We start from the raw sequence: 25190 nt of genomic DNA on the forward strand, positions 1-25190 counted from the left end.
ACGTCACGCGCGGCCGGCACCGCGCGCTCGTCGGCGCAGCCACGACCTGCGCCCGCACGCCACGACCCACACCGCCGCACCCGCGACGAGCCCCCAGAACGCCGAGCCGATCGACCACGCGGACACGCCCGAGACGGTCACGGCGAGCGTCACTGCGGCGGCCTCGTGGACCCTCGGGTCGCCGCTGCCGAAGGCGTCGCGCAGCGATCCGACGAGCGAGGCGAGCAGCGCGGTCCCGGCGAGCGCGCCGACGAGTGCGGCCGGCACCGCCTGGAACAGCGCGACCACGCTGTGCGCGACTCCCGCGAACAGCAGGTAGAACGCGCCGCACGCGATGCCGGCGACGTAACGTCGGCGCGGGTCCGGGTGCGACTCGCGGCCGGTGCAGATCGCCGCCGTGATCGCCGCGAGGTTGATGCCGTGCCCGCCGAAGGGTGCCGTGGCGAGCCAGGTCGCGGACGTCCAGCCGACCAGGGCGCGGTCGTCGGGCTCGTAGCCGTCGTTGCGCAGCACGGTCAGCCCCGGGGCGTTCTGCGAGGCCATCGTCACGACGAGCAGCGGGAGGCCGATGCCGACGACCGCGGGGAGCGAGAGCGTCGGCGTGGTCCACCGCGGCCCGGCGAGCTCGATGCCGACGGACACCGGCCCGAGCGCACCGGTGACCACCGCGAGCACCGCGCCGACCACGAGGCCGCACAGCACCGCGTACCGGGGCACGAGGCGACGCGCCAGCACGAACGCGACGACGACGCCCCCGGCGACCACCGGCGACGCGCCGACCGCCACTGCTCCGGCCACGACGAACGGCAGCAGGACCCCCGCGAGCAGCGCCGACGTCAGCTGCCGGGGCAGCAGCGCGAGGAGCCGCCCGAACCAGCCCGAGAAGCCGAGGACCACCGCGACGAGCGCGGCCACGACGTAGGCGCCGACCGCGTCGGAGAACCGGTACGACCCGAGCGACGCGACGAGCAGCGCCGCACCCGGAGTCGACCAGGCCGTGATCACGGGCTGGCGGGTGGCCCAGGACAGGACCAGGCACGTCAGGCCGCTGCCGACCGAGATCGCCCAGACCCACGACGTCGTCTGCTCGGTGCTCAGCCCGGCCGTGCGCGCCGCCTGCAGCACGACGAGGAACGGACCGGTGTACGAGACGAGGACCGCGACGAAGCCCGCGACGACGGCCGACAGCGACACGTCCGCGCGCAGGCTGCGGCGCTCGGTGACCGGGGGCGCGACCTCGCGCTCGTCAACGGACACGAGCGCCCTCGATCGCCTGCTCGAGGTCCGCGACGAGGTCGGCCGGGTCCTCGAGGCCGATCGACAGCCGCAGCATGTTGCGCGGCGACCTGCTCCGCGGGCCCTCGAACGTGAACCGGTGCTCGACGAGGCTCGCCGTGCCGCCCAGCGACGTCGCGCGCAGGAACAGGCGCGTGCCACGGGCGACGCCGAGGGACGGCTCGACGTCCCCGCGCACGAACAGCGACAGCATCCCGCTGAACCCGCCGCGCATCTGGCGCGCGGCGACGGCGTGCCCCGGGTCGGTGGCGAGCCCGGGGTAGGCGACGCGCTCGATCGCGGGGTGGTCGGCGAAGTGCTCGGCGATGGTCAGCGCCGACGCCGACGCCCACCGCATCCGCGCGACGAGCGTTCGCAGGCCCCTGACCAGCAGGTACGTGCTCCACGCATCCGGCACCGCGCCGCCGAGCTGGCGCTGCAGCCGGATCCGCTGCCACAGCGGAGCGTCGCTGTCGGCCGTCACGAGCGCCCCGGCGACGACGTCGTCGTGGCCGTTGAGGTACTTGGTGCACGAGTGCATCACGAGGTCCGCGCCGAGCTCGAGCGGCTGCGTGTGCACGGGCGTCGCGACGGTGTTGTCGACGGCGACGACCGCTCCGGCGTCGTGCGCGATCTCCGCGCTCGCGGCGACGTCCGCGACGAGCCACGTCGGGTTGGCCGGCGTCTCGAGCCACACCAGCGCGGTCGGCGCGGCGTTCACCGCGTCGCGCAGCGCGTCGAGGTCGCCGTTCGGCACCTCGACGACGTCGAGCCCCTGCACCCCGCCGAACTCCCGCAGCCAGCGGGTCAGGCCGAAGTACATGATCTCCGGGACGACGACGCGCGAGCCCGCGGGCAGAGCCTGGAAGACCGCGACGCTCGCCGCCATGCCGGACGACAGGAGCAGCGCGTCCTGACCGTGCTCGAGGTCGCGCAGGATCGACTCGGCGTCCCGCAGCGACGCGCTGCCCTGGTCGCGCAGGTACGTCATCTGCGCGAGCGTCGCGTAGGCGTCGTCGCGCGCGTAGGTCACCCCGAGCGAGAGGTCCGCCGGGTACGCGCCGGTCTCGCCGCTGGTTCGACCGCCGCTGCGCGCGACGAGGGTGGACTGCTGCGTGGACGTGCTCACTCGGGACGCTCCGATGCGACGGCTGCCGGCACGGCCGGCAGGTGGGTGGCCAGGACACGGTCGATGTCGAGCAGGGCGCGCGACGACGACCCGGGGGACGGGACGTAGTGGTTGTAGTAGCTCACGCCTTCGCACGGCGGGCCCAGCACCACGACGGCCGTGGCGCGCCCGTCGGGCCCGACGACCGCGCCGTCGCGCGAGACCCAGCGGCCCGGCTCGAGCCCGGTGCCGGTGCGCAGGCGCGCGACGACCGGATCGCGCTCGGGGTCGTCCGACGGCCACGACGACGTGCACCGCAGCACGACGTCCACCTCGACCCGCTCGGGCAGCTCGAGCCGGCGCGACTCGAGCGCCCAGCGGTCGCCCGATCGCACGACGGCCGGGTCGGGACCCGGAGCCATCGTCGCGACACCGGCGTCGAACAGCGCGAGCAGCTCCTCGATCCGCTCCTTCTGCGGGCCGATCACGCACCGGTTCACGGTCGCCGCGAAGCGGCCGAAGAAGTCGGTGCGCGACGCGCCGGACAGGCCCGCGTCGACCGCCGAGCGCAGGAAGTCGCGCTGGTCGCGCAGCACCTCGAGCGCGCGCTTGTAGGAGCTGGACCCCAGCCCTCGTCGCGCCTCGCGCAGGTCGTGCACCGCGCGCCGCCGCACGGCCGCGCGGTACGACGACGCGTCCGGCCAGCTCGTCGGCGGGTGCAGCACGCGCAGCACGTCGGGCGCGCTCTCGCCCGCGACGTGCACCATCTCCGCCTCGACGAGCGGCTCGACGTCGCGCCGCAGGTCGAGCCCGGACGAGCCGTGCGCCACGCGGCGCAGCTGGTCCTCGCGCATGAACCGGGGCTCGTCCGGTCGTCGGCCCTCCTGCGGCACGGGTCGCGCGCACGGCAGCCAGCCGGTGCGGTTCACGAGCACGAGGTGCGGCTCGGCACCCGACGCGACGTACGCGGTGGTGCCGTCGGCAGCGCGCACGTGCCGCCCGCCGCGGCCCACGGTGAGGGCGGCGATCGCGTCCATCGCGGTCAGCCCGGTGCCGACGACGGCGACCCGCGCGCCCGGCGCGATCTCCTCGAGCGCGTCCGGCAGCGGGTACGGGTGCTCGGGCCCGGCCAGGCCGTGGCCGGTGGTCACCACGACGAGGTCCGCGTCACGCACCTCGTCGTCGAGCACCACCCGGCCGCCGTGCAGCGCCGGCCGCACCTCGCGGACCGCGCGCCGGACGTGCCGCACCTCGACCCCCGCGGGCAGGTCCTCGAGCAGCGTGCCCGCCGCCCAGCGCAGGTACTCGCCGAGGGTCGCGCGCGGCAGGTGGTCGTCCCAGCGCACGGCACGCGGGCCGTCGGGGCCGTCGACCCGCACGCCGTGCGCACGGGCCCACTCGAACAGGTTCGGCCCGGTCGTCGTGGGCGCGTCCCCGACCATCTCGGCGTCGGAGAACGCCGTGAGCTGCGCGCACACGGTGTTGAGCAGCAGGTACTCGGGCTGGTCGGTGCCGTGGATGCCGACGCCCAGGTGCTCGGCGGGCTCGTAGAGGTCGACCGTGACGGCGAACCGCCCGGTGCGGGCCCAGGCCAGCACGCGCTCGAGCACCGCGAGCCCCCGCGGTCCCACGCCGACCACCGCGATGCGCGTCATGCCCACCGCCGGGTCTCGCCGAAGAAGTCGGGCACGGGCACGACCCGTCCGGCCGCGCGCGCGGCGGTGTGGACGTGCAGCCCGACGGCGAGGTCGAGGACCCCGAGCCCGAACGGGGACACCAGCACGCCGCGCGCAGGGTCGAGCTCGAGGTCGCCCTCGAGGAGCTGAGGCACGGTCCCCGTCACGAAGTCGCGCGACCCCGTGAGCTGCTCGACGAGGTGCGGCGTCGTGTCGGCCTTGAGGCAGTGGTCGACGTCGTCGACGACGTGCTGCACGTCCAGCACCGCGCGCGGGTCGAAGTCGCGCAGCGAGATGTTGAGGTACACCTGGCCGACGCCGGGTGGGCGCGTGACGTACGGCGTCAGTGCGGTGGTCGCCGTCACGACGCGCGCGCAGTCGAGCGCCGCGTCGAGCGGGACAGTGGCCGCGTCGACCCCGAGCCCCCGAGCGTGGTCGACGAGACGCTGCGCGGACTCCTGCGCGGTGTCGTGCACGAGCACGGTGTCGATGTCCGAACCGGCCGAGACCAGGTGCTCGAGCGTGGTCCGTGCGATCACGCCGCCGCCGACGACGCCGAGCGTGCCGTCGCCCGGGTGGGTCCGGTCGAGAGCGCGCGCGACGAGCGCCGCGGACGCGGCCGTGCGCGCCGCGCTGATCCCCGCGGCCTCGAGCAGCGCGTACGGCCGGCCGTTCTCGAGCGAGTTGAGCACGAGCACGGCCGACGCGCGTGGTTCGCCGAGCGCGACGTTGGCCGGGAAGCTGCTGATCCACTTGATCCCGGCGACGTCCTGCCCGTCCGGCATCTCGACCCGCGCGGGCAGCGCGATGATGCGCGAGGACGGCAGGTCCTCGAACCGCAGGAAGTAGCTGTCCGGGTTCGTCGTGCGCCCCCGACCGTGCTGCAGGTAGGCGTCGAGCACCGCGGTGCGCACGGCGTCGTGGTCGCGCAGCAGGTCACGGACGACGGAGCCGGGGACGACATCAAACGAGGACATCGACGACGTCCTCCTTCCTGAACGAGACGTGCGTCCCGGTGGTCCCGGGACGGTCGAGACCTGCGCGGGCGACCCACGCGTCGTCGTACACCGACGCGAGGTAGCGGTCGCCGAGGTCGGGCGAGAGCGCGACGACCGTGCCGTCGCGCGGCAGCTCGTCGGCCAGGTGCCGCAGCGCGGCCAGGACGGTGCCCGTGGACGCGCCCGCGAGCAGTCCCGCGTGCGTCGCGAGCCATCGGCACTCGCGCACGGCGTCGTGCTCGGCGACGTGTACGACGACGTCGGGGTCCAGCCCGTCGACGACCGGCGACGGGCGGCTCGCGCCGAGCCCGGGCAGGTGCCGGCGGCCGGCGGGAGTCCGGAACGTGACCGAGCCGATCGCGTCGACCGCGACGATCCGCGTCGACGGCGAGAACCGGCGCACCGCGGCGAGGCAGCCCGCGAGCGTCCCGCCCGTGCCCACCCCGACCACGAGCGTGTCGACGCGGTCGAACGCCTGCAGCAGCGCGAGCGCGGTCGAGCTCTCGTGCGCGAGCGCGTTCGCCGGGTTCTCGTACTGGTTGAGCCAGACGGCGGACCCGTCGGTGCGCAGCAGCTCCTGGATCCACGCGATGCGCGACCCCAGGAAGCCGCCGTTCGCGTCACGCTCGTCGACCACCACGACGTGCGCGCCGAGCGCACGCATCGTCGCGACGGTGGACGCGTTGGCGTTCGGGTCGGTCACGCACGTCAGGGAGTAGCCGCGCGCCGCGCAGATCGACGCGAGCGCGACACCGAGGTTGCCCGACGTCGACTCGACGATCCGGCGGCCGCGCAGGTCCCCGTACGTGCGCTCGGCGGCCCGGACCAGCCCGCGCGCGGTCTTGAGCTTGATCGAGCCCGCCGGGTTGAGCCCCTCGACCTTCAGGTAGCACGACGCGAGGTCGCCGATCCCGGTGATCCGCAGGAACGCGTCGTCGGTGACGAGCTCGTCGACATAGGTCGCCAGCACAGTGCCCCCCGGTCTGTGATGTGGTCGAGCCGCCACCGTAGGGTCCGACTTGTCCGGGTCGTGCCCGCGTCTCGCGCGGCGTTGGACACGCGTCAGGGACCCTGGCGCGGCATCACCCGTGGTCCGCGGTCCACGACGGGGCGAGGTCGGCGGCGAGCGTGGTGCCCTGGCGGAAACCGGCGCGCGCGGCGGCGGGGCGGGCGCTCAGGTCCATCATGTTGTCCCCGAACGCGGCCAGCGACGCCTCGTCGGGCAGCACCGCCTGGACGACGCTCCCCGCGGCCCGCAGCTCGTCGACCTGCACCGCGAGCTGGTTCCCCCATGCGAGCGGCGTCCGGGTGCGCCCGCCGAGCGGCGAGAGCACGAGCACCCGGTCGCAGCCGGTCGCAAGGTCGGCGTTCTCGTTGCGGCGGTAGCCGCCGTCGATGTACCGACCGTCGCCGATGCGGTACGCGGCGCCGCTCGACGTGCTCGCGGCGACGGCGTCGACCAGGTCGATCCCGGTGCTGCCGTCGAAGACTGCCGGGTCACCCGTGCGTGCGTCGACCGCGGTGATCAGCACGCGCCTGACCGAAGGGTCCGGCCAGGCCGCGCCGGGCAGGCGCCCGGCGACGACCGTGCGCCACCGCTCGGAGGCGTCCTCGAGCTCGAGAGCCGCGGCACCCAGCCGACGACGCAGGTCGGCGGGGTCGCTCGCGGCGGCGATGATGCGGCTCGTCCGGTCCATGTGCTCGGACACGGCGCTCGCGGACATGCCGCCGCGCGCGCCGGGACGCGCCGGCGGTGCGACGGCCGCGAGGGCCGCCGCGTAGAGCGACGTGGGCGACGCGACGGTGAGCTGCGCCGCGGTCGTCGCGCCGGCGGAGGTGCCGACCGTGAGGCCGGGCGTGCTCAGGTCCAGCCCGGCGTCGGACAGCCCGGCGAGCACGCCGATCAGCCATGCGTTGCCGGCGGAGCCGCCGCCGCCGAGGACCAGGGCGGTGGTGGGGAGGGTGTGGTTCATGGGAGCAGCCTCGCATCCGCCGGAGATGTCCGTTCGGCACCGTGTTGCGCGGATCTGCCCGTCGCCGAGGCGCAGAGCGTCGCGACGAGCTGACCGCGTGCCGCGGCGAGCGCGGGCGACCTACGCGCTGCGCAGGATCGATGCCATCTTCTTGCCGCGCGCGACCTCGTCGACCAGCTTGTCCATGTAGCGGATGCGCTGCATGAGCGGGTCCTCGATCTCCTCGACGCGCACGCCGCAGACCACGCCGGTGATCAGAGCCGCATCGGGGTTCATCCCCGGCGCCCGGGCGAAGAACGTCTCGAGGTCGACCCCCTCGTCGATCACGCCGTGCAGCCCCGCCGCGTCGTAGCCCGTGAGCCACGTGATGACCTGGTCGACCTCGGCAGCGGTGCGGCCCTTGCGCTCGACCTTCTGCACGTACAGCGGGTAGATGCTCGCGAAGCTGGTCGCGAAGACGCGGTGCCCTGCCATGGTCGACCTCCCTGTGCGGCCGTCCGGCCCGCCGACCATCATGTCAGCGGGCCGGACGCTCCTACAGCCGGCGCTCGCGGCGGTACAGCGACCGCGCCCAGACGTACCCTGCGACGCCGATGACGACGCACCACGCCACGGCCTGGACGACGGTCGCGCCGTCTAGCCCGGCACCGCCCGCGAGCAGGCCGCGCGCGGTGTCGATGACCGGCGTGAACGGCTGGTGCTCGGCGAACCAGCGGACCGGCCCGGGCATGGTGTCGACCGGCACGAACCCGCTCCCGAGGAACGGCAGGAGCAGCAGCACCATGGGCAGGTTGCTCGCCGACTCGACGCTGCGGGCGTGCAGCCCCATCGCGACGCACAGCCAGTTGAGCGCGAGCCCGAGCAGCACGAGCAGGCCCACGAGAGCGAGCCAGTCCGACGGTCCCGCGTCGGGCCGGTAGCCCATCGCGAACGCCGCGCCGAGAACGAGCACGACCGCGACGAGCGCCTGCACGAGGAAGCCCAGCACCATGCCCGACAGCACGGACCCGGACGAGATCGCCATGGTCCGGAAGCGGGCCATGATGCCGCCGGCGGCGTCCATCGCGGCGCTCGTCGCGACCGACGTGGCGCCCCCGACGACCGTGATCACGAGCAGCGTCGGAGCGATGAACGCGAGGTACGCGGCGCGGCCGTCGGCCCCGGGGGTCACACCCGGCGCGACGCCGGCACCGAACGCACCGCCGAACACGTACACGAGAAGCACCAGCATCACCAGCGGTCCGACGACGAGGAACACCGTCAGCGCCGGGTAGCGCACCGCGCGCAGCAGGCTGCGGCCGAGCATCGTCAGGACGTCGGACACCGGGCGGGGGCGCAGGGTCGGGTGCGTCGGGGGGATGGCGACGGCGGTCATCGGACGGCCTCCTGGTCTGTGGTGGTGGTCTCGGCGGGGGTCGCGGCTGCGGGCTCGGTGAGCGCGAGGAACACGTCGTCGAGCGTCCCTGCGTCGTGCACCCGCTTGAGCTCGTCGGGCGTGCCCTGCGCGACGACCCGGCCCCCGTGCAGCACCGCGACCTGGTCGGCGAGCTGGTCGGCCTCCTCCAGGTACTGCGTGGTGAGCAGGATCGTGGTGCCGGCCGCGACGAGCGCGCGGACCTCGTCCCACAGCGTGCGGCGGCTGCGCGGGTCGAGGCCGGTGGTCGGCTCGTCGAGGAACACCACCGCGGGTGCGCTGACGAGCGTCATCGCGAGGTCGAGCTTGCGCCTCATGCCGCCCGAGTAGGTCGAGACGGGCTTGTCCGCGGCATCGGTCAGCGCGAACCGCTCGAGCAGCTCCGCGACGCGCTCGCGGCCCTCGGCACGGCCCAGGTGCGCGAGCCGCACCATGAGCCGCAGGTTCTCGGCTCCCGTGAGCAGCTCGTCGACCGCCGTGACCTGGCCGGTCACGCCGATGGACGCACGCACGGCATCGGCCTCGCGCACCACGTCGTGCCCGGCGACGCGGACGGTCCCGGCGTCGGGGGCGAGCAGCGTGGACAGCACGCCGACGGTCGTCGTCTTCCCGGCGCCGTTCGCCCCGAGCAGCGCGGTGACGGTGCCGGCGGGCACGACGAGGTCGACGTCGTCGAGGACCAGCTGGTCGCCCGACCTCGAGCGGTAGGACTTGCGCAGGCCCGCGACCTGGATCGCGGGCTCGGTGGGGATGGTGGGCATCGGGGCGCTCCCGGCTCGTCGTGCATCGGACTTTCCGACGGACAAAACGCTACGTTGCGTTCACATGCAGGGCAACAACGATCACGCACCGAGGGGACAAATAACCAGGTCAGCGCGGAGAAATTGTTGCAGCGAACGTGAACGCAACGCAATGTGCGCGTTGCAACCGGCTGCTCCGAACGCTACGGTGGAGCCGTCCGACGACGACCAGGAGGCCGCGTTGCCCGGAGGCAGGCTCACCCAGCACGACCGCAGGCAGATCGCCCAGGGGCTGGCCGCCGACCTCCCGTACGCCGAGATCGCGCGCCGGCTCGACCGCCCGACGTCCACCGTCACGCGCGAGGTGAACCGCAACGGCGGTGCGTCGGCCTACCGCGCGGAGCAGGCCCATCGCGCCACCGAGCGCCGGTCGCACCGCAGACGCGAGCCCTCGCGCACCGCCACCCGGGCCACGACGCGGTCCGACGGACGCGACGCCGCCGCCGTGCGCGAGTACGAGGCCGTCTTCACCGCGATCATGGTGCGCCAGGGTGTGCCGACGATGATGGCCCGCGTGCTGACCTGCTTGTACACGACCGACGCGGGCAGTCTCACGGCGGCCGAGCTCGTCGAGCGTCTCGGAGTGAGCGCCGGCTCGATCTCGAAGGCCGTGGCGGGCCTCGAGGAGCTCGGCCTCGTGAGCCGCGAGCGCGGCGAGGGGCGCCGCGAGCGGTACGTCGCCGACGGGGACGTCTGGTACCAGTCGATCGTCGCCGCGGCCCGCACCAACGCGGACCTCGCGAGCACGGCGCGCGAGGGCGTCGCGGTTCTCGGCGCGGGGACGCCGGCCGGCATCCGGCTGCAGAGCATGGCGCAGTTCCTGGACTTCGTCGGCGACAGTCTGACGCAGGCGGCGCACCGCGCCAGGGAGCTGTTCCCGCAGACGAGCGACTGACCCCCGGAAGTCTCCTTCCGTATTCAACGTATAACCCACGGGGGGTCTTGCGGCAAGGCCCCCCTGCAGGCGGATCATCTCCGCTCGTGACATCGACGAGCTCCCCCTTCGCCCTGCCCGCAACCCGGTCCGCCAAGGCCGACCCGGCACTGATCGCCGGCGACGAGCGGCACCTCGCGGCGATCGAGGCCGCGCTCGCGGCGCAGGTCGCGACGCTCGAACGCAGGCTCGACGAGGCTCGTCGGCAGACGTACCGCGCGGGCACCGAGGCGCTCGAGCGCGACCAGGAGGTGCAGCGGACCAGCGCGCGGCTGCGCACGCTGCGCCGCTACGGCATCGACCTGTGCCTCGGTCGCATGGTCCCGGCGGACGGGTCGGCCCCCGTGTACGTCGGTCGCCTCGGTCTGACCGGCGCGGACGACGAGCGCCTGCTGGTGGACTGGCGCTCACCCGCTGCGGAGCCCTTCTTCGCCGCGACGCACGCCGACCCGCACTGCCTGACCAGCCGGCGCCGCTACCGGTGGACCGGGCGGCGTGTGACGGACTACTGGGACGAGGTCTTCGACCCCGACGGCGCGGAGAGCACCGTCGCGCTCGACGACCAGTCGGCATTCGTCGCGAGCCTGGGCGCGAGCAGGTCGACGCGCATGCGGGACGTGCTCGGCACGATCGCCGCGGACCAGGACGCGATCATCCGCGCGGGGTCGGCGGGCGCGCTCGTCGTCGACGGCGGACCCGGGACGGGCAAGACCGTGGTGGCGCTGCACCGCACCGCGTACCTGCTGTACTCCGACCCGCGGCTGGGGCACCACCGCGGCGGCGTGCTGCTCGTGGGCCCGAGCCGGCCGTACCTGGACTACGTCGAGGACGTGCTGCCGAGCCTCGGCGAGGAGGGCGTGCGCACGTGCACCCTGCGCGACCTCGTGACCGAGGGCGGCGGGGCGGGCCTCGAGGTCGGTGCGACGGCGGCGCGGCTCAAGTCGTCGGGCGCGATGGTCGACGCGATCGAACCCGCGGTGCGGTTCTACGAGAACCTGCCGACGCAGGCGATGACGGTCGAGACGCCGTGGGCGGACGTGCGCGTCGAGCCCGCGGACTGGCGCGAGGCGTTCGGGGCGCCGGACCCCGACCTGCCGCACAACGAGGCGCGCGACGAGATCCGCGACGCGCTGCTCGACGTCCTCGTCGACAAGCTTGGGGACACGCTCGGGGACACGCTCGGCGACGACGAGGTGCCGGCCGACCAGCTGCGCCGAGCACTGCTGCGGGACCGCGGGCTCACGCGGGCGCTCGACCGCGCGTGGCCGACGATCGACGCCGCGGACCTCGTCGGCGACCTGTGGACCGTGCCCGCCTACCTGCACCTGTGCGCGCCGTGGCTGTCCGCCGACGAACGCGCCGCGCTGCGCCGCGACGACGCACAGGCCTGGACCGAGCACGACCTGCCGCTGCTCGATGCGGCGCGCCGCCGGCTCGGCGATCCCGAGGCCTCCGGCCGTCGAGCGCGTCGCGACGCCGTGGTCGCCGCGGAGCGGGAGTACATGACGCAGGTCGTGGACCACCTGATCGAGACCGACCAGAGCGACCTGCAGATCATGAAGATGCTCCGCGGCGAGGACCTGCGCGCGGCTCTCGTCGACGACGCCGCGCTGCCGGATGCCGAGCCGGACACGCTCGCGGGGCCGTTCGCGCACGTCGTGGTCGACGAGGCGCAGGAGCTCACCGACGCCCAGTGGCGCATGCTGCTCGCACGCTGCCCGTCCGGGAGCCTCACCGTCGTGGGTGACCGGGCGCAGGCGCGGCACGGGTTCGCCGAGCCGTGGGCGGAACGGCTGCGGCGCGTCGGTGCGCGCGACGTGCGGGTCGCCACGCTCGGCATCAACTACCGCACGCCGCAGGAGGTCATGGCCGAGGCCGAGCCGGCGATCCGCGCCGCGATCCCCGACGCCAACGTCCCGGTGTCGGTGCGCAGCTCGGGGATCCCCGTGGTGCACGGGCCGACGAGTGCGCGCGACGAGATCCTCGACGCGTGGCTCGCTGCGCACGACGAGGGGGTCGCGTGCGTCGTCGGGGACGCCTCGTTCGCTGCGCGGGACCGCGTGCGCTCGCTCACGCCCGAGCTCGCCAAGGGGCTCGAGTTCGACCTCGTCGTGGTCGTCGAGCCGGACGCGTTCGGCGACGGGATCGAGGGCGCGGTGGACCGCTACGTCGCGATGACGCGCGCGACGAGCGAGCTGGTGGTGCTCACCGGGTCATGAACCCGGTCACGACCGGGTGGCCGCAGCATCCCGTCAGTCGCGCCGCCGCCGACGCGTCGCCAGCGCGAGGAGCGCGCCGCCGCCGAGCAGGAACGTCAGCACCGCGAGCGCGGGCGTGCGGGCGTCCGACCCCGTGGTCGCGAGCGGCGGGGTGCTCGGGGTGGGGCTCGGCGACGGGCTGGGAGCCGGCGTGCTGGGGCTCGGTGTCGGCGTCGGGCTCGGCGGCACGTCCGGGGTGAACGTGTTGGTCACGTCCGCGACCGGGACCGGGTCGGCGCCGGCCTCCCCGAGGGTCACGGTGATCGGGTCGGGCGTCGGGCCCCACTCGCCGCCGTCGACCGGGTCGGGCGCGTCCTCGGTCACGACGCACTCGGACCCGATCCACAGGTCGTCGCTCGTGATCGTCGTCGTCTCGCCCGCGTGCACCGACCACGTGCCCGAGCCGTCGGTCTCACCGTCGAACGTGCAGGTCCAGGTGCCCGTGTAGACCACGTCGTCGGGCACCGAGCCGTCGGGCGCGTCGAGGGTCTTGGTGATCGAGAACCCGGTCGACGCGAGCCGGGTGTTGGTCACGGTGACCGTCGTCGTGGGCGACGTCGAGCCGACGAGGAAGTACCCGGCGGGGCTCACGGTCACGTCGTAGTTCGGGTCGTCCGCCTCGGTGGCGCGCACCTGGGTCCCGACGGGGATGCCGGTGATCGTCTGCGAGTCGCCGGGGGCGAGCGTGACCGACGACGGCGTGAGCGTCTCGGTGTCGCCGCGGAAGTCGCGGGCGTCGAGGTCGATCGTGAACGTCGTGCCGTCCGGGATCGGCAGCGAGTCGTCGCCCACCTGCTTGGTGACGACGAGACTCGCGTCGGCGACGAAACCCGCGTCGAGGTCCGGGTCGTTCTGCCCGGGCGCGCCGGCCGTGTAGGCCACGTCGCCCTGCGTGCCGGCGCCGTTCGGCACCGCGTCGGAGTCGACCGCGCGGTCGTTGCCCGCGGCGGTCGTCGTGAAGCGCACGTCGGACCACGCGACCGTGCCGAACGTGGGGTCGCCGCTGAACAGGTCGCCCGTCGTCGGCTTCACGAACCGGACGGTGTAGTCGCCTCCGCGCGGGAGGAAGCCGGGGGTCCCGCCGGGCGTGCCCGCCGAGCTGAAGTAGTACTGCCCGTTCGCGTCGGTGGTGGTCGTCCCGATGATCGTGCCGTCGTCGTCGAGGAGCTGCACCGTGAGGCCGGGGATCGGCGGCTCGTCGGGGTCCTGGACGCCGTCCTGGTCGGCGTCGAACCACGCGACGTTGCCGATCTGGATGGGCGCCTCGACGAGCATCGCGGCCACGTCGCCGAGCCCGCCGGCCTTCGACAGCGCGCCCTCGATCGGCATCATCACCATGCGTCCGCGCTGCGCGGTGCCGGCCACGCCCGCGTCGCCGGTGGTGTTGTACCAGGCGAAGCCGTTGGTGCGGAACTCGCTGATGGTGTCGAAGCCCGTCGACGCGATCTGGTTCGCGCCAGGCAACGTCGCGAGACCACCCGTGGTGATCTCCTGGTGCTCGTTGCCGCGGGTTCCCGCGAAGACGTTGCTGTCGTAGAAGAACTCGCGGCCGCCCGGACCCTGGTCAGGCTGAGTGCTGGCGGACGACTTCGAGCCCACGACGCCGTCGTTCTCGATCGCGTAGGTCCCCGACGCGGTGGGTGCCGCGATGAGCGTGTCACCGCTCGAGAACGCCTCGTAGGTCGGGGTCGACGTCCCGGCCGGGGCGTCCGGCGCGATGTTCTGGTAGCCCATCTGGAACCCGAACCGGTCCGCGAAGCCGAGCACCAGGTCGCCGTCGGAGGAGAACGCGAGGTCGGTCAGCATCGGCTGCGGCCAGGCGAGCTGCCCGGGGTTGTTGTTGGTCATCATCGCGGCCGGGTCGAACGTGTTCGTCCACGGGTGCCACAGGCACGACTGCTCGAACCCCGCCTGGCTGCACGTCGCGCTGCCGGGGCTGAACGCCGGGCCCTTCTGGTAGTCGAGCGGGACGCGCAGCACCTGGGACGACGACGACGCGAGGTCGGTGGCGTCCGCCTCCGGCACGGCGCGCACCACGGCGTGCATCCCGGCGGTGCTGCTCGCGGTCGCGCCCTCGATGTACCCGACGAGGATCTGCCCGTGCTGCACGGCCAGCGCCCAGGGCCGGTCGTCGGAGGCCAGCCCCAGCGGGATCGTCGTGCGCAGCGTCTTCGACGCGATGTCGACGACCTCGATCTCCCGCAGGTGCAGGTTCATGACGTACAGCGCGGTGTTGTCGCCGCTGATCGCGATGCCGCCGATGCCGACGGTGCCGATGTCCTCGAAGGCCTGGGCGTCCGCAGCCGGGTCCTGCGGCCGGATGAACCCGCCGCGACCGGAGTACGTCGCGTCGAACGTGCCGAAGTCGATGCCGAGGCCGGGGACGTCGTTCGGGACGCCGTTGGCCGGGTCCGCGGCGAGGTCGGGGCCGAGGTTGAGCCAGTCCTGCAGCGCACCGGGCGTCGAGCTGATCGTGCCGCTCGCGGGGTCGTAGGCGCCGGGCACGCGGTACACGCCCGCGAGCCCGAGCGGTCCGAGGTCCACCTGCCGCTTGAGCACGGCGGCCGTGAACAGGTCACCCGTGCTCGGCTCCGCCGCGGTGCCCCACAGGCCACCGGTCTCGTCGAAGTGAGCCAGGATCGTGCGGCCACGCGGCAAGCCGAAGAACGGCGACGGCTGCGTGCCGTCGTTGACGAAGTTGAAGTCCGGCGCGGCACCCGCGGTGGTCCACTGGTCCTGCCAGGGGTACGCGGCCAGCGAGACGCCCGTCTGGGGCTGGCTCGGGTTCACCTGGTACTGGCGCTGGCCCGCGTAGTGCAGCGGGATCGCGAGCGGGGTGTCCTCGTCGGCCTTGTTGTAGTCGCCGAGCGCGCTGACGCCGAAGTCGACGCCCGTGTCCCCCAGCGTCGCGACGTGCACGTTCGAGCCCGACTGTCCCGCGGCGGCGCCGAGCACCGAGAACGACGGGTACATGCCGGTCGGCAGGCCCGTGAACTGCACGCGGACCTGGTCGGTGAACGCGCCGGTCACCGGCAGCGTGTAGGTGCCGTCCACGCCGGACGTCGTCGTCCCGACGACCGCACCGTGCGCGTCACGGGCCGTCACCGTCACGCCCGCCATGCCCCGGTCGTGCATCGTCGCCGGGTCGTTCGAGCCCACGTCGAGCACGCCGTCGGCGTCGAAGTCGCGGAAGACCGTGCCCGAGACCGTGCCGTCGGCCGCCGACGCGGGAGCCGCCAGGCCGAGGGTCACGCCGACCGCGACGGCTGCGGCGGTGAGCATCGCGCCCCCGGCGACGAGGGCCGCGGAACGCGTGCGCCTGTCGCGATCGCGCAGCGGTGCGCGTCGGCTGCGTCGGTGCGCGAGCGTCACGAGATCTCCCCGTCCTGGTGGCCGCCTGGCTGGTTCGACGCGGGCGCGGGCGCTCGCGTCGAAGCGGTCACTCTGGCACATGTTGCCCGGGCAATCGGCCTCAGTCCACCACCGCGGCGCCGACGACCGTGCTCGCCGTAGGGTTTCGCCCATGTCCCGCCAGCGCCCGCGTGCCCGACGAACGCTGCGGTCGGCCGCCGTCGCCCAGGCGCTGCTGCTGGGCCTCGTGCTCGCGGGCTGCTCGGGCACGCCGGATCCTCGGCCCGTGACGGGCGAGGAGGCGCAGCGGCTCGCGGTCGCGCGGCTGTCGGTGTACGAGGCGCACCTCGTCGACCTCGACCTGCAGGTGCCCGTGCAGGGCCAGACGCTGCACATGAGCGGCCGGGCGGACATGCGCACGCACGCCGCGTCGGTGGTGGTGACGACGCAGGACCGGCCGCCGCGGTACGCGCTGCTGCAGTGGGACCTCGACCGCTCGGCGCTGCTCGAGCTGCCCTCGGCGACCGCTCCCGCCACGCTGCCGACCACGGGGTGGCAGGTCGCGGCGATCGACCCGACCGATGCGCTCGGCAGCGCGCTGCGGATCACGCTCAACCTCGCGTCGGACCGCCCCGAGAACCCGGTGCTGCTGCAGCAGAACGGCGCGCAGCTCGTCGGGACGGACACTGTCGACGGCACGAAGGTCGACGTGTTCACGGCTCCGGGCGCCGACGGCAGGACCGACGAGCGGTTGCACTACCTGGTCGACGCGAAGGGCACGCTGCACCGCGTGGACGCGGACACGGGGGCCGACGACCATCTCGTCATCACGCTGCGCCCCTCGTCGTCGACCGCTCCCGTGACGCTCACGCCATCCCTGGGCTGAGCGACTCGAGCGACTCGCGCGCCCACCGTGCCTGCGCCCGGGCGGTCGCCTCGCCTGCGGCGATCGTGACGAGGAACCACCGCTTGTCCGGGTGGTCCGGCTCCGCCTCGACCTCGGTGCGGATGCTCGCGAGGGTCGCCAGCGTCGCCTGGGCCTCGTCGGCGGCGTCGCGCAGCAGGTCCAGGCAGGCCTCCTCGCCGAGCGTGCTGCCGAAGAACAGCCGCAGCAGGAGCCCGTTGCGCGGGGGCGTGCGCTCGACGGGCGTGCGCAGCAGGTCGCGCAGGCGCGTGCGGCCGGCAGCGGTGATCGTGAAGCGGCCGTCGTCCTTGGCGACCAGCCCGTCGGCCTCGAGCCGCGCGAGCGCGGGGTAGATCTGGCCGAAGCTCTCGCTCCAGAAGTGGCCGAGCGTCGAGACGATCGCGGCGCGCAGGGCGTAGCCCGTCATGGGCTCGACGCTCAGGGCGCCGAGCACGGCGAGATCGGTCTGGGGACGGCGGCTCATGGGAGTGACTATATCTGGCAGATATGGTCTGATGTGCGCATGGCACACGACGAGAAGCGGTCGGGGCGCGTCGCCGCCGGCCTGATGCTGACGATGGCAGGGTTCCAGGCGGCGCTCGCGGCCGGGGCGCCGTGGGGTGCGGCCGCGTACGGGGGTGCGACGAGCGGCACGCTCGACCCCGGGCAGCGCGTCGCGAGCGCGGTCGCGGTCCCCGTGTACCTCGCCCTCGCGACGGTCGCAGCGGGGCGGATCGGGTCGACGACCGCCCGGCGGCGCGTGCTGCGGGTCCTGTCCCTGGCGATGGCTGCGGGTGCCGTCCTGAACGTCGCGTCGCCCTCGCTCGTCGAGCGGGTGTGCTGGGTGCCGTTCTGCGTGGTGGCAGCGGTGGCGAGCTGGCGCGCCGCGCCGCGTCCGACGTCCACCGGGGCCGGTCTCGACGTCGCGGCGGCGGCCACGGGGCGGCTGCCGTGACGCCGGTCGCGTGACGTCGGAATTCGGGTGACGGCGCACGGCGCCGGTGGGACGATCCACGCATCCGCTCGTGCGGTCCGTCATGCCGAGGGGGCATGCCATGCCGAGGAAACCCGCGTCGTTGGTGCTGGTGACCGCGCTCTGCGTGGCGGTGGTGACGGGGTGCGACGCGTCGCCACCGGACCCGGGGCCCGACGGGACGATGACGTCCACCCCGAGCTCCGCGCGGATCGCGTTGCAGCTCGGCCACGTCGACGGCTCGGCCGACTTCGACCCCCCGGTCGCCTGGTTCGCCGAGGCGGTCGAGCGCGAGAGCGCGGGCTCGGTGACCGTCGAGACGCGGTTCTCGTGCTGCGGCGACGGTCCCGACGCGGAGCGCACGCTCGTCGGTGACGTCGCGTCCGGCGACCTCGGCCTGGGCTGGACGGGCGTGCGCGTGTTCACGCAGCCCGGGCTCCGCGTCGAGGGTGCGGCCGCGCTCGTCGGGCCCATGGTCGTCACGGGGTACGGGCAGGAGGAGGCGGTGCTGCGTGACGACGCGGTCGGGGAGGTCCTGGACGGCATCGACGGCACCGGCGTCGTGGGGGTGGGGCTCGTGCCCGGCGGCCTGCGCTACGTGCTCGGCGCGGACGCAGTCCTCGCAGGCCCCGACGACTACGTCGGGCGGACCGTGCACGTGCTCGACTCGACGGTCGGGTCGAGCACGATGGTCGCGCTGGGGGCGACACCGAGCGAGGTGGGGTTCGAGGAGCGCGACTCCGGCCTCGAGGACGGCTCGATCCAGGGTGTCGAGAACACCCTGACGTTCTACCGCGACCACACCGACCTCGCGCCCTTCGTGAGCCTCGAGCCGCTCTGGCCGCGCCTGAGCGTCGTCGTGGCGTCGCCGAGCACGTGGTCCCGGCTGACGGACGTCCAGCGGCGTGCCATACGTCGCGCGGTGGCGGACGTCGTGCAGCGCACCGCCGAGCTGCGCGACGTCGACCAGCTCGCGCTGACCACCGCGTGCCTCGGTCGTGGCCACGTGCGACGAGCCACGGACCAGCAGGTCGCGGCGATGCGGGCGGCCGTCGCACCGGTCCTCGACGACCTGAGGTCGGACGCGGGTGCTGCGCGGGTGCTGGCCGCCGCGGAGCGCGCGTCCGCGTCGGCCGGGCCGGACGAACCCCTGGCGCTCCCGGTCGGCGGGTGCTCGTAGACGCCCGCCGCGCGGTTGACATTCAAGGAAACACTTGAATGAATGGAGCCATGAGCCCCTCGGCCGTGCAGACGTTCGCCGCTCTCGGCGACCCCGTCCGCAGCACGATCGTCGATCGGCTCGCCGCGTCGGACGCCACCGTCGGCGAGCTCGCCTCGCTGTTCGACATCTCCTTCCAGGCCGTCTCGCAGCACCTCGACGTGCTCGAGCGTGCGGGTCTCGTCGTGCGACGCCGCGAAGGGCGCACGAGACCCGCACGGCTCGACCCGCGGGCGCTCGAGGAGGCGCGGGACTGGATGGAGGAGCGCCGGCTCCGGCTCGAGGCGCGCTACCGCCGCCTCGACGACCTGCTCGCACGTGAGCAGGCGACGACCACGACCGACGAGGAGCAGCCATGAGCCAGCACGACATCCGACGTCCCGGCGCCACGACCCATACCCGCACCGGCGAGCAGAGCATCGTGCACCGCCGCGAGTTCGAGGCCCCCGCGGCGCTCGTGCAGCGCGCGCACACCGAGGTGGACCTGTTCACGCAGTGGATGGGCCCGCGCGGCACGACGGTCGAGGTGGACCGGTTCGAGCCGGTGACCGGCGGCGCGTTCCGCTACTCCGTGGTGTCGCCCGACGGCGGCGCGTGGACGTTCCGGGGCACGTACCACGACGTCGTCCCCGGGCGGATCCGGCACACCTGGCAGTACGAGGCCGAGGAGCAGGTCACGCTCGAGACGCTCGAGTTCGTCGACCTGCCGGACGGTCGCAGCGCGCTCGAGGTGACCTCCACCTACACGTCCGCGCAGGCGTGCGAGGACATGCTCGCGAGCGGCATGGACGCCGGGATGGACGAGGACTTCGAGCGGATCGACGCGCTGCTCGCGGCCCTGCGCTGAGCGGCCCGGCGGCCGTCAGACGTCGGCCCCGGCCGGCGCGTGGTGGTGCCGCTCGAGGTTGGCGCCCTCCACGTCGACGTCCGGCAGGAGCCGGTCGAGCCAGCGCGGCAGCCACCACGCGCCGTCGCCCGCGAGGTGCAGGACGGCCGGGATGATGAGCATGCGCATGAGGAACGCGTCGACGAGCACGCCGAACGCGAGCCCGAAGCCGAGGGGCCGGATCGTCGCGACGTCGGAGAACATGAAGCCGCCGAACACGGAGATCATGATGATCGCCGCCGCGGTGACGACCGTCCGGCCCGCGTGCACGCCCTCGACCACGGCCCGCCGCGCGGGTGACCCGTGCGCGTACGCCTCGCGCATGCCGGACGTGAGGAACAGCTGGTAGTCCATCGCGAGGCCGAACAGGATGCCGACCAGCAGCGTCGGCAGGAAGCTCAGCACCGGCCCGGGGTTGTGCACCCCGAAGACGCTCGGCAGCCAGCCCCACTGGTACACCGCGGTGACGCCGCCGAGCGCGGCGAACAGCGACAGGACGAACCCGCCGGTCGCGACGAGCGGGACGAGCAGCGACCGGAACACCAGCACGAGGATGCAGAACGACAGGCCGATGACGACCGCGAGGTAGACCGGCAGCGCGTCGGACAGCTTCTCCGAGATGTCGATGGCGGCACTCGCGCTGCCTGCGACGGCGAGCGGCACGGTCTCGCCGCCCACCTCGACGGTGGTGTCGCGCAGCGCGTGCACGAGCTCCTCGGTGGACTCCGAGCTCGGGCCCTCGGCGGGGACCACCTGAAAGACGAGCACCGAGCCGGCCTTGTTGGCGCCCACGGGGGCGACCGCCGCGACGTCGTCGGCCGCCGTGATCGCGGAGCCGATGGTCGCCTGGGCTGCCGTGAGGTCGTCGCCGGTCGCGCCGCCGGGCAGGTCGGCGACGACGACGAGCGGGCCGTTGGCGCCTGGGCCGAAGTCGCGCGCGATCGTCGTGTACGCGCGGTACTGCGTCGAGTCCGCGGGCTCCGAGTCGCCCGTCGGCAGGCCGAGCCGCATCGAGAACGACGGGATCGCCACGGCCGCGAGCACGCCCACGCCGACGACGATGCGCAGGACCGCGCTCCCCGTGCGCATGGGGGTCGCGGGCGTCGTCGTCGCCGGGGTCGCGTGCGTGACGCGCTGGCGGCGCGGCAGCACCCGCTGGCCCAGCAGGCCGAGCAGCGCGGGCGTCATGGTGACGGCGACGAGCACCGCGACGGCGATCGCACCGGCGGCGACGGTGCCCATGAGGCCGAGGAACGGGATGCCCGTGACGTTGAGCGCGAGCAGGGCGATGAGCACGGTGCTGCCGGCGAACACCACGGCGTTGCCGCTCGTGCCGTTGGCGAGGCCGATCGACTCGTGCACCGGCATGCCCGCGCGCAGCTGGCGGCGGTGGCGGTTGAGGATGAACAGCGAGTAGTCGATGCCGACCGCGAGCCCGAGCATCGCGCCGAGGATCGGCGTCACCGACGTCATCTCGACCGTGCCCGACAGCGCCATCGCGCCGGCCACCGCGACGCCGACGCCGAGGATCGCGTTGAGCAGCGGGAGGCCCGCCGCGACCAGCGTGCCGAGCATGACGACGAGGACGATGGCCGCGACGGCCAGGCCGATCGCCTCGCTCACGCCGCCGAGCTGCGGGGTGCCCTGCGTGAGGTCGGTGGAGTACTCGGCGGCGACGCCGTCGGGCAGCCCGGCGTCGATCGCGTCGGTCACGGCCTGCTTGGTCTCGGGCGTGACGGACATGAGCTGCTCGTCGAACACGACCGTGCCGATCGCGGCGGCGCCGTTGCTGGAGACCGTGCGGATCTCCTTCGACATGTCGAGCATCTTGCGGGCCTGGTCGAGCTGCTGCTGCGAGGCGTCGAGCTTCGCGCGCTGCTCGTCGAGCTGCTTCTGCTGCGCGTCGAGCTGGGCGAGCGCAGCCTTGAGCTCGGGCGTCTCGCCCGACTGCTTGATCGCGCCCTCGGTCTGCGTGCGTGCGTCGTCGAGCTTGGTCTGCGCGTCGTCGACCTGTGCGCGTGCGTCCTTGACCTGGGCCTCGCCCTGCGTGACCTTCGCGGCCTGCTCCTCGCGCTGCGCGGTCGACGCGAACGGGTCGACGACGGTCGTGACGCCGTCGACCTTCGCGGCGTCGGCCAGCGCCGCGCTCACGCCGGCCTGCTGGTCCTTCGTCATCGCGGAGTCGTCGTCGGTGTGGAAGACGACCGCGCCGGTGCCGCCGCTCGCTGCGGGCAGCTCCTTCGCGAGCCGGTCCGTGACCTCGGCCGTCGGCGTGCCGGGGATCGAGAGCGTCGAGGCGAGCGAGCCGCCGAACGCCACGAACGCCGCGACGGCGATCGCGAGCACCGCGGCCCAGCCGGCGAGGACGACCCACGCCCGGCGCGCGGAGAACCGGCCGAGCCGGTAGAGCAGTTCAGCCACGGGTCATCGCTTTCCGGCGCACGGGTGCGCGGCCTGGGGTGAGGGGAAGCGGATCGACGCAATCCACTTCGGGCAGCCTAAGCATCTCCTGCCCGCCTGTGCACACCCGCGCGGCTGTGAAGTTGATCTCAGCTATCCGCTTCGGCGGGTATCGTCGGCCGCATGACCGACCGCCGCCCGGCACTGCGCCGCGACGCCGAGCGCAACCGCACGCGCATCGTGTGCGCCGCGCGGGAGCTGTTCGCCGAGCGCGGGCTCGGCGTCGGGTTCAACGAGGTCGCGCACCGCGCCGGCGTCGGGGTCGGCACCGTGTACCGGCGGTTCGCGGACAAGCCGGAGCTGGTGCGCGCCGCGCTCGAGGAGCCGCTCGACGCACTCGTCGAGGTCGCCGCCCGGGCCGACGAGGCCGCACGGGCCTGGGACGGGCTCGAGCTCCTCCTGGTCCGCATCACCGACCTGCTCGTCGACAACCTCGGGCTGCGCGACGCCGCGCTCGGCGGCGGTGCCTGGGAGCTCGCCGCACCCGCGACCGAACGCATCGCCGAGGTCATGGAGCGGCTCCTCGCCCGTGCGCACGACGAGGGCGACCTGCGCGCCGGCGCCGGCGGCGAGGACGTCGTCATGCTCCTGTGGCTCGTCACGACGCTCGCCGAGCACGCCGCCGAGGTGCGCCCCGCCCTGCACCGGCGCTACCTGCAGGTGCTGCTCGACGGGCTACGGTCCGGCCCCGGCCGTGCCGCGCTCCCCGAACCGCTCGGCCCGGCCGACGTCGACGCGATCTCGCGCCGCTGGGCTGCCTCGTGACAGGCGACGTCGGCACGGCCTGGGACGAGCGCCGCGTGGCGTTCGCGTCCGCGGCGTCATGGTTCACGGCGACGGTCGGGCTCGTGGGTGCTCGCTGGGGCAGGCCGGCCCTCGGCGAGTGGGACGTGCGCGCGCTCGTCGGCCACACCTCGCGTGCGCTCCTGACGGTCGAGCAGTACCTTGCCAGGCCCGCGGCGGCCGTGGACGTCCCCACGAGCGTCGCGTACTTCCTCGCGGCGCGGTCGGCAGGAGGGGGCGTCGCGGCCGACGTGGCACGGCGCGGACGGGAGGCGGGCGCCGCGCTGGGTGCCGACCCGGTCGCAGCCCTCGACGCGCTCGCCGCGCGCGTGCTGCGCGCCGTCTCGGCCACCACCGGCGACGAGCTGGTGACGAGCGTCGTCGGCGGGATGCGGCTCGCCGAGTACCTCCCCACGCGGACTTTCGAGCTCGTCGTCCACACCGTCGACCTGGCGGTAGCGCTCGACGAGCCGGCTGAACCTCCCGCCGCCGCAGGTCGCGCGGCGCTCGACGTCGTCGCCGCGCTCGCGGCCGCCGAGGGCACCGCGGGTCCGGTGCTGCTCGCCCTGACCGGGCGCGACGCGCTGGCACCCGGCTTCACGTTGCTCTGAGACCGGCGGGGGTGCCGCGCGCCGCCGCCGGCACCCACCTCGCGGCACGGTAGAAATACCCGCAGCACGGCCGCCGGGGCCGTCGCGGACGACGAAGGGTACGCGTGCTCACGGACACCGAGCGGATGAGCGGCAAGGACCACGCGACCCGGACGCTCGTCGCGCTCGCGGCCGCGGTCGTGGTCTTCGTCGGGGTGTGGGCCGGGCGAGGCTTCCTCGCGCCGCTCGTCCTGGGTGCGGTGGTCGTCGTCATCGCCCACCCGCTGCGGTTCCCGCTCGAGCGCCGTGGCTGGCCGCGCTGGGCCGCGACGACGGTGGTCATCGTCGCCGGCTGGGTGATCCTCGCCGGCATCATCGGGCTCGTCGCGTTCGGCGTCGTGCGGTTCGGGTCGATGATCGCCGACTACCAGGACGAGCTCGCCGCGAAGCTGAGCGACGCCCAGGGCTGGCTCGACTCCGCGGGGCTCGGCGGGACGACGACCGACGCGGTGACCCGAGCATTCGACCCTGCGACGCTGCTGTCCCTCGCGCGCCGCATCGGGTCGTCCGCGATGGCCATCTCCGGGGCGCTGTTCTTCGTGTTCGCGTACGTGCTGTTCATGGCGGTCGACGGCGCGCACTACGCGCGCTCGCGCACGTACTTCGGGCACGAGCGCGGCGCGGCGATCGACCGGGCCGGACGGCTGACCGCCGGTGTGCGGCGCTACTACGTCGTCAACGCGACGTTCGGCGCGATCGTCGCGGTGCTCGACGGCATCGCGCTGTGGCTCCTCGGCGTCCCCGGTGCGGTGGTGTGGGCGATCCTCGCGTTCGTCACCAACTTCATCCCGAACGTGGGCTTCGTCATCGGCCTCGTACCGCCTGCGATGCTCGCGCTCGTCGTCGGCGGCTGGCCGCTCATGCTCGCGGTGATCGCCGTGTACTGCGCGGTCAACGTGGTGCTGCAGGTGTTCGTGCAGCCCAAGTTCGTCAGCGACGCGGTCGACCTGAGCCTCACGCTCAGCTTCGCGTCGGTCGCCTTCTGGTCGCTCGTGCTGGGGCCGCTCGGCGCGGTGCTGTCCATCCCGCTGACGTTGCTGGTCCGAGCCCTGATCCTCGAGCCCGACCCGTCGAGCGGGTGGTTGCGCTGGCTGTCCGGGGACCGCTCGGCGAGCGAGCGGGACGTCAGCAGCGATGGGGCGCCCACGTCCTGACGCCCTGACGTCCCGCACCCGATGCCCCGACGTCTGGCGTCCTGAACAGGACGCGCGCGCGATCCCCGAACCATCGCGGGGGTTGACGTTTGCGCGCGTCGGTCCGTAATGTCGGCGTTCACCGTGCAAGAACTCGACGAGTAGACGCACAAAGCGGTGCGTGCAGTGAAACGAATCGAGCAGCGGTGCCGCCGTGGCGAGCCGACCCCCGTGGCCGACGTCCGCGACGAATGCTGCACCCGCAGGTCCACGCACCGATGTCGCACGTCCGCTCCCCCTCCTGCCCTGCGGGAGGGGAACCCGACCCCGCAACGACGCGGGAGACCGAGGAAGTCTCACCGATGAGGCCATCGCGCAGTCAGAAGCCCGTCCAC

22 protein-coding genes are annotated in these 25190 nt (G+C 73.9%); 10 read left to right on the forward strand and 12 right to left on the reverse strand.

Translation table 11 applies throughout. The features are described 5' to 3' along the window. Window positions 1–3: 3 nt before the first annotated feature. From AW16_RS0104730 to AW16_RS0104770, 9 genes are all read right to left on the reverse strand, one after another. Entirely contained in the window at window positions 4–1257 is a 1254-nt protein-coding gene (locus tag AW16_RS0104730) for a benzoate/H(+) symporter BenE family transporter (RefSeq protein WP_029288530.1), read from the reverse strand. Beyond that, window positions 1247–2404: a PLP-dependent aspartate aminotransferase family protein gene (locus AW16_RS0104735; RefSeq protein ID WP_029288532.1), complete on the reverse strand. Its 1158-nt coding sequence runs from the start codon at window positions 2402–2404 to the stop codon at window positions 1247–1249. The genes AW16_RS0104730 and AW16_RS0104735 overlap by 11 nt, the downstream gene beginning before the upstream one ends. Next, window positions 2401–4038, reverse strand: a complete 1638-nt coding sequence (locus AW16_RS0104740; RefSeq protein WP_029288534.1) for an FAD/NAD(P)-binding protein — start codon at window positions 4036–4038, stop codon at window positions 2401–2403. Before AW16_RS0104740 ends, AW16_RS0104735 begins: the two co-directional genes overlap by 4 nt. Next, complete coding sequence (locus tag AW16_RS0104745) at window positions 4035–5036, reverse strand: ornithine cyclodeaminase (RefSeq protein WP_029288536.1); 1002 nt, start codon at window positions 5034–5036, stop codon at window positions 4035–4037. The genes AW16_RS0104740 and AW16_RS0104745 overlap by 4 nt, the downstream gene beginning before the upstream one ends. Beyond that, window positions 5023–6027: a 2,3-diaminopropionate biosynthesis protein SbnA gene (gene sbnA, locus AW16_RS0104750; RefSeq protein WP_051681664.1), complete on the reverse strand. Its 1005-nt coding sequence runs from the start codon at window positions 6025–6027 to the stop codon at window positions 5023–5025. Before sbnA ends, AW16_RS0104745 begins: the two co-directional genes overlap by 14 nt. A gap of 112 nt (window positions 6028–6139) precedes the next feature. Then, a complete protein-coding gene (locus AW16_RS0104755; RefSeq protein ID WP_051681665.1) occupies window positions 6140–7030 on the reverse strand; it encodes a patatin-like phospholipase family protein in 891 nt (296 codons plus the stop codon). A 120-nt stretch (window positions 7031–7150) separates the two neighbouring features. Then, window positions 7151–7504 carry a DUF2200 domain-containing protein gene (locus tag AW16_RS0104760; RefSeq protein WP_029288542.1) on the reverse strand — a complete coding sequence of 118 codons (354 nt, stop codon included), beginning with the start codon at window positions 7502–7504 and terminating at the stop codon, window positions 7151–7153. 61 nt (window positions 7505–7565) lie between these two features. Then, window positions 7566–8405, reverse strand: a complete 840-nt coding sequence (locus AW16_RS0104765) for an ABC transporter permease (RefSeq protein WP_029288543.1) — start codon at window positions 8403–8405, stop codon at window positions 7566–7568. Beyond that, window positions 8402–9205, reverse strand: coding sequence for an ABC transporter ATP-binding protein (locus AW16_RS0104770; protein WP_051681666.1), 804 nt, complete (start codon window positions 9203–9205; stop codon window positions 8402–8404). Before AW16_RS0104770 ends, AW16_RS0104765 begins: the two co-directional genes overlap by 4 nt. 187 nt (window positions 9206–9392) lie before the next feature. Between AW16_RS0104770 and AW16_RS0104775 the strand changes: the two genes are divergently transcribed. Both AW16_RS0104775 and helR read left to right on the forward strand, forming a co-directional pair. Continuing rightward, on the forward strand, window positions 9393–10139 hold the full coding sequence (locus AW16_RS0104775) for a helix-turn-helix domain-containing protein (RefSeq protein ID WP_231495946.1): 747 nt from the start codon (window positions 9393–9395) through the stop codon (window positions 10137–10139). 86 nt (window positions 10140–10225) lie between these two features. Continuing rightward, complete coding sequence (gene helR, locus AW16_RS0104780; RefSeq protein WP_029288550.1) at window positions 10226–12397, forward strand: RNA polymerase recycling motor ATPase HelR; 2172 nt, start codon at window positions 10226–10228, stop codon at window positions 12395–12397. Between the two features lie 33 nt (window positions 12398–12430). Here the strand turns inward: helR and AW16_RS0104785 are convergent, their stop codons facing one another. Beyond that, window positions 12431–15808 (reverse strand): SdrD B-like domain-containing protein, encoded by a 3378-nt coding sequence (locus AW16_RS0104785; RefSeq protein WP_029288552.1) that lies wholly within the window; start codon window positions 15806–15808, stop codon window positions 12431–12433. A gap of 151 nt (window positions 15809–15959) precedes the next feature. On the opposite strand from AW16_RS0104785, the gene AW16_RS0104790 reads away from it, so the two are divergent. After that, window positions 15960–16673 (forward strand): hypothetical protein, encoded by a 714-nt coding sequence (locus tag AW16_RS0104790; protein WP_051681667.1) that lies wholly within the window; start codon window positions 15960–15962, stop codon window positions 16671–16673. On the opposite strand, the gene AW16_RS0104795 is transcribed toward AW16_RS0104790, so the two are convergent. Next, on the reverse strand, window positions 16654–17175 hold the full coding sequence (locus AW16_RS0104795) for a PadR family transcriptional regulator (RefSeq protein WP_029288556.1): 522 nt from the start codon (window positions 17173–17175) through the stop codon (window positions 16654–16656). The genes AW16_RS0104790 and AW16_RS0104795 overlap by 20 nt on opposite strands. A 39-nt stretch (window positions 17176–17214) precedes the next feature. Between AW16_RS0104795 and AW16_RS0104800 the strand changes: the two genes are divergently transcribed. The 4 genes from AW16_RS0104800 to AW16_RS0104815 all read left to right on the forward strand — a co-directional run bounded on the left by AW16_RS0104800 (window position 17215) and on the right by AW16_RS0104815 (window position 19730). Further along, window positions 17215–17646 carry a hypothetical protein gene (locus AW16_RS0104800; RefSeq protein ID WP_029288558.1) on the forward strand — a complete coding sequence of 144 codons (432 nt, stop codon included), beginning with the start codon at window positions 17215–17217 and terminating at the stop codon, window positions 17644–17646. 100 nt (window positions 17647–17746) lie between these two features. Beyond that, window positions 17747–18844, forward strand: a complete 1098-nt coding sequence (gene dctP / locus AW16_RS16855; RefSeq protein WP_034648129.1) for a TRAP transporter substrate-binding protein DctP — start codon at window positions 17747–17749, stop codon at window positions 18842–18844. A gap of 50 nt (window positions 18845–18894) precedes the next feature. After that, entirely contained in the window at window positions 18895–19242 is a 348-nt protein-coding gene (locus AW16_RS0104810) for a helix-turn-helix transcriptional regulator (RefSeq protein WP_029288560.1), read from the forward strand. Then, complete coding sequence (locus tag AW16_RS0104815) at window positions 19239–19730, forward strand: SRPBCC domain-containing protein (RefSeq protein ID WP_051681669.1); 492 nt, start codon at window positions 19239–19241, stop codon at window positions 19728–19730. Before AW16_RS0104810 ends, AW16_RS0104815 begins: the two co-directional genes overlap by 4 nt. A 15-nt stretch (window positions 19731–19745) precedes the next feature. Here AW16_RS0104815 and AW16_RS0104820 read toward each other — a convergent pair whose 3' ends face one another. Further along, on the reverse strand, window positions 19746–22190 hold the full coding sequence (locus AW16_RS0104820) for an MMPL family transporter (RefSeq protein WP_029288564.1): 2445 nt from the start codon (window positions 22188–22190) through the stop codon (window positions 19746–19748). A gap of 162 nt (window positions 22191–22352) precedes the next feature. On the opposite strand from AW16_RS0104820, the gene AW16_RS0104825 reads away from it, so the two are divergent. From AW16_RS0104825 to AW16_RS0104835, 3 genes are all read left to right on the forward strand, one after another. Then, a complete protein-coding gene (locus tag AW16_RS0104825) occupies window positions 22353–22994 on the forward strand; it encodes a TetR/AcrR family transcriptional regulator (protein ID WP_034648130.1) in 642 nt (213 codons plus the stop codon). After that, complete coding sequence (locus tag AW16_RS0104830; protein ID WP_051681670.1) at window positions 22991–23623, forward strand: maleylpyruvate isomerase N-terminal domain-containing protein; 633 nt, start codon at window positions 22991–22993, stop codon at window positions 23621–23623. Before AW16_RS0104825 ends, AW16_RS0104830 begins: the two co-directional genes overlap by 4 nt. Window positions 23624–23727: 104 nt before the next feature. Next, window positions 23728–24816 carry an AI-2E family transporter gene (locus tag AW16_RS0104835; RefSeq protein WP_231495947.1) on the forward strand — a complete coding sequence of 363 codons (1089 nt, stop codon included), beginning with the start codon at window positions 23728–23730 and terminating at the stop codon, window positions 24814–24816. Window positions 24817–25190: the final 374 nt, after the last annotated feature.

The organism is Cellulomonas sp. HZM (assembly GCF_000708885.1).
Classification (GTDB): domain Bacteria; phylum Actinomycetota; class Actinomycetes; order Actinomycetales; family Cellulomonadaceae; genus Cellulomonas.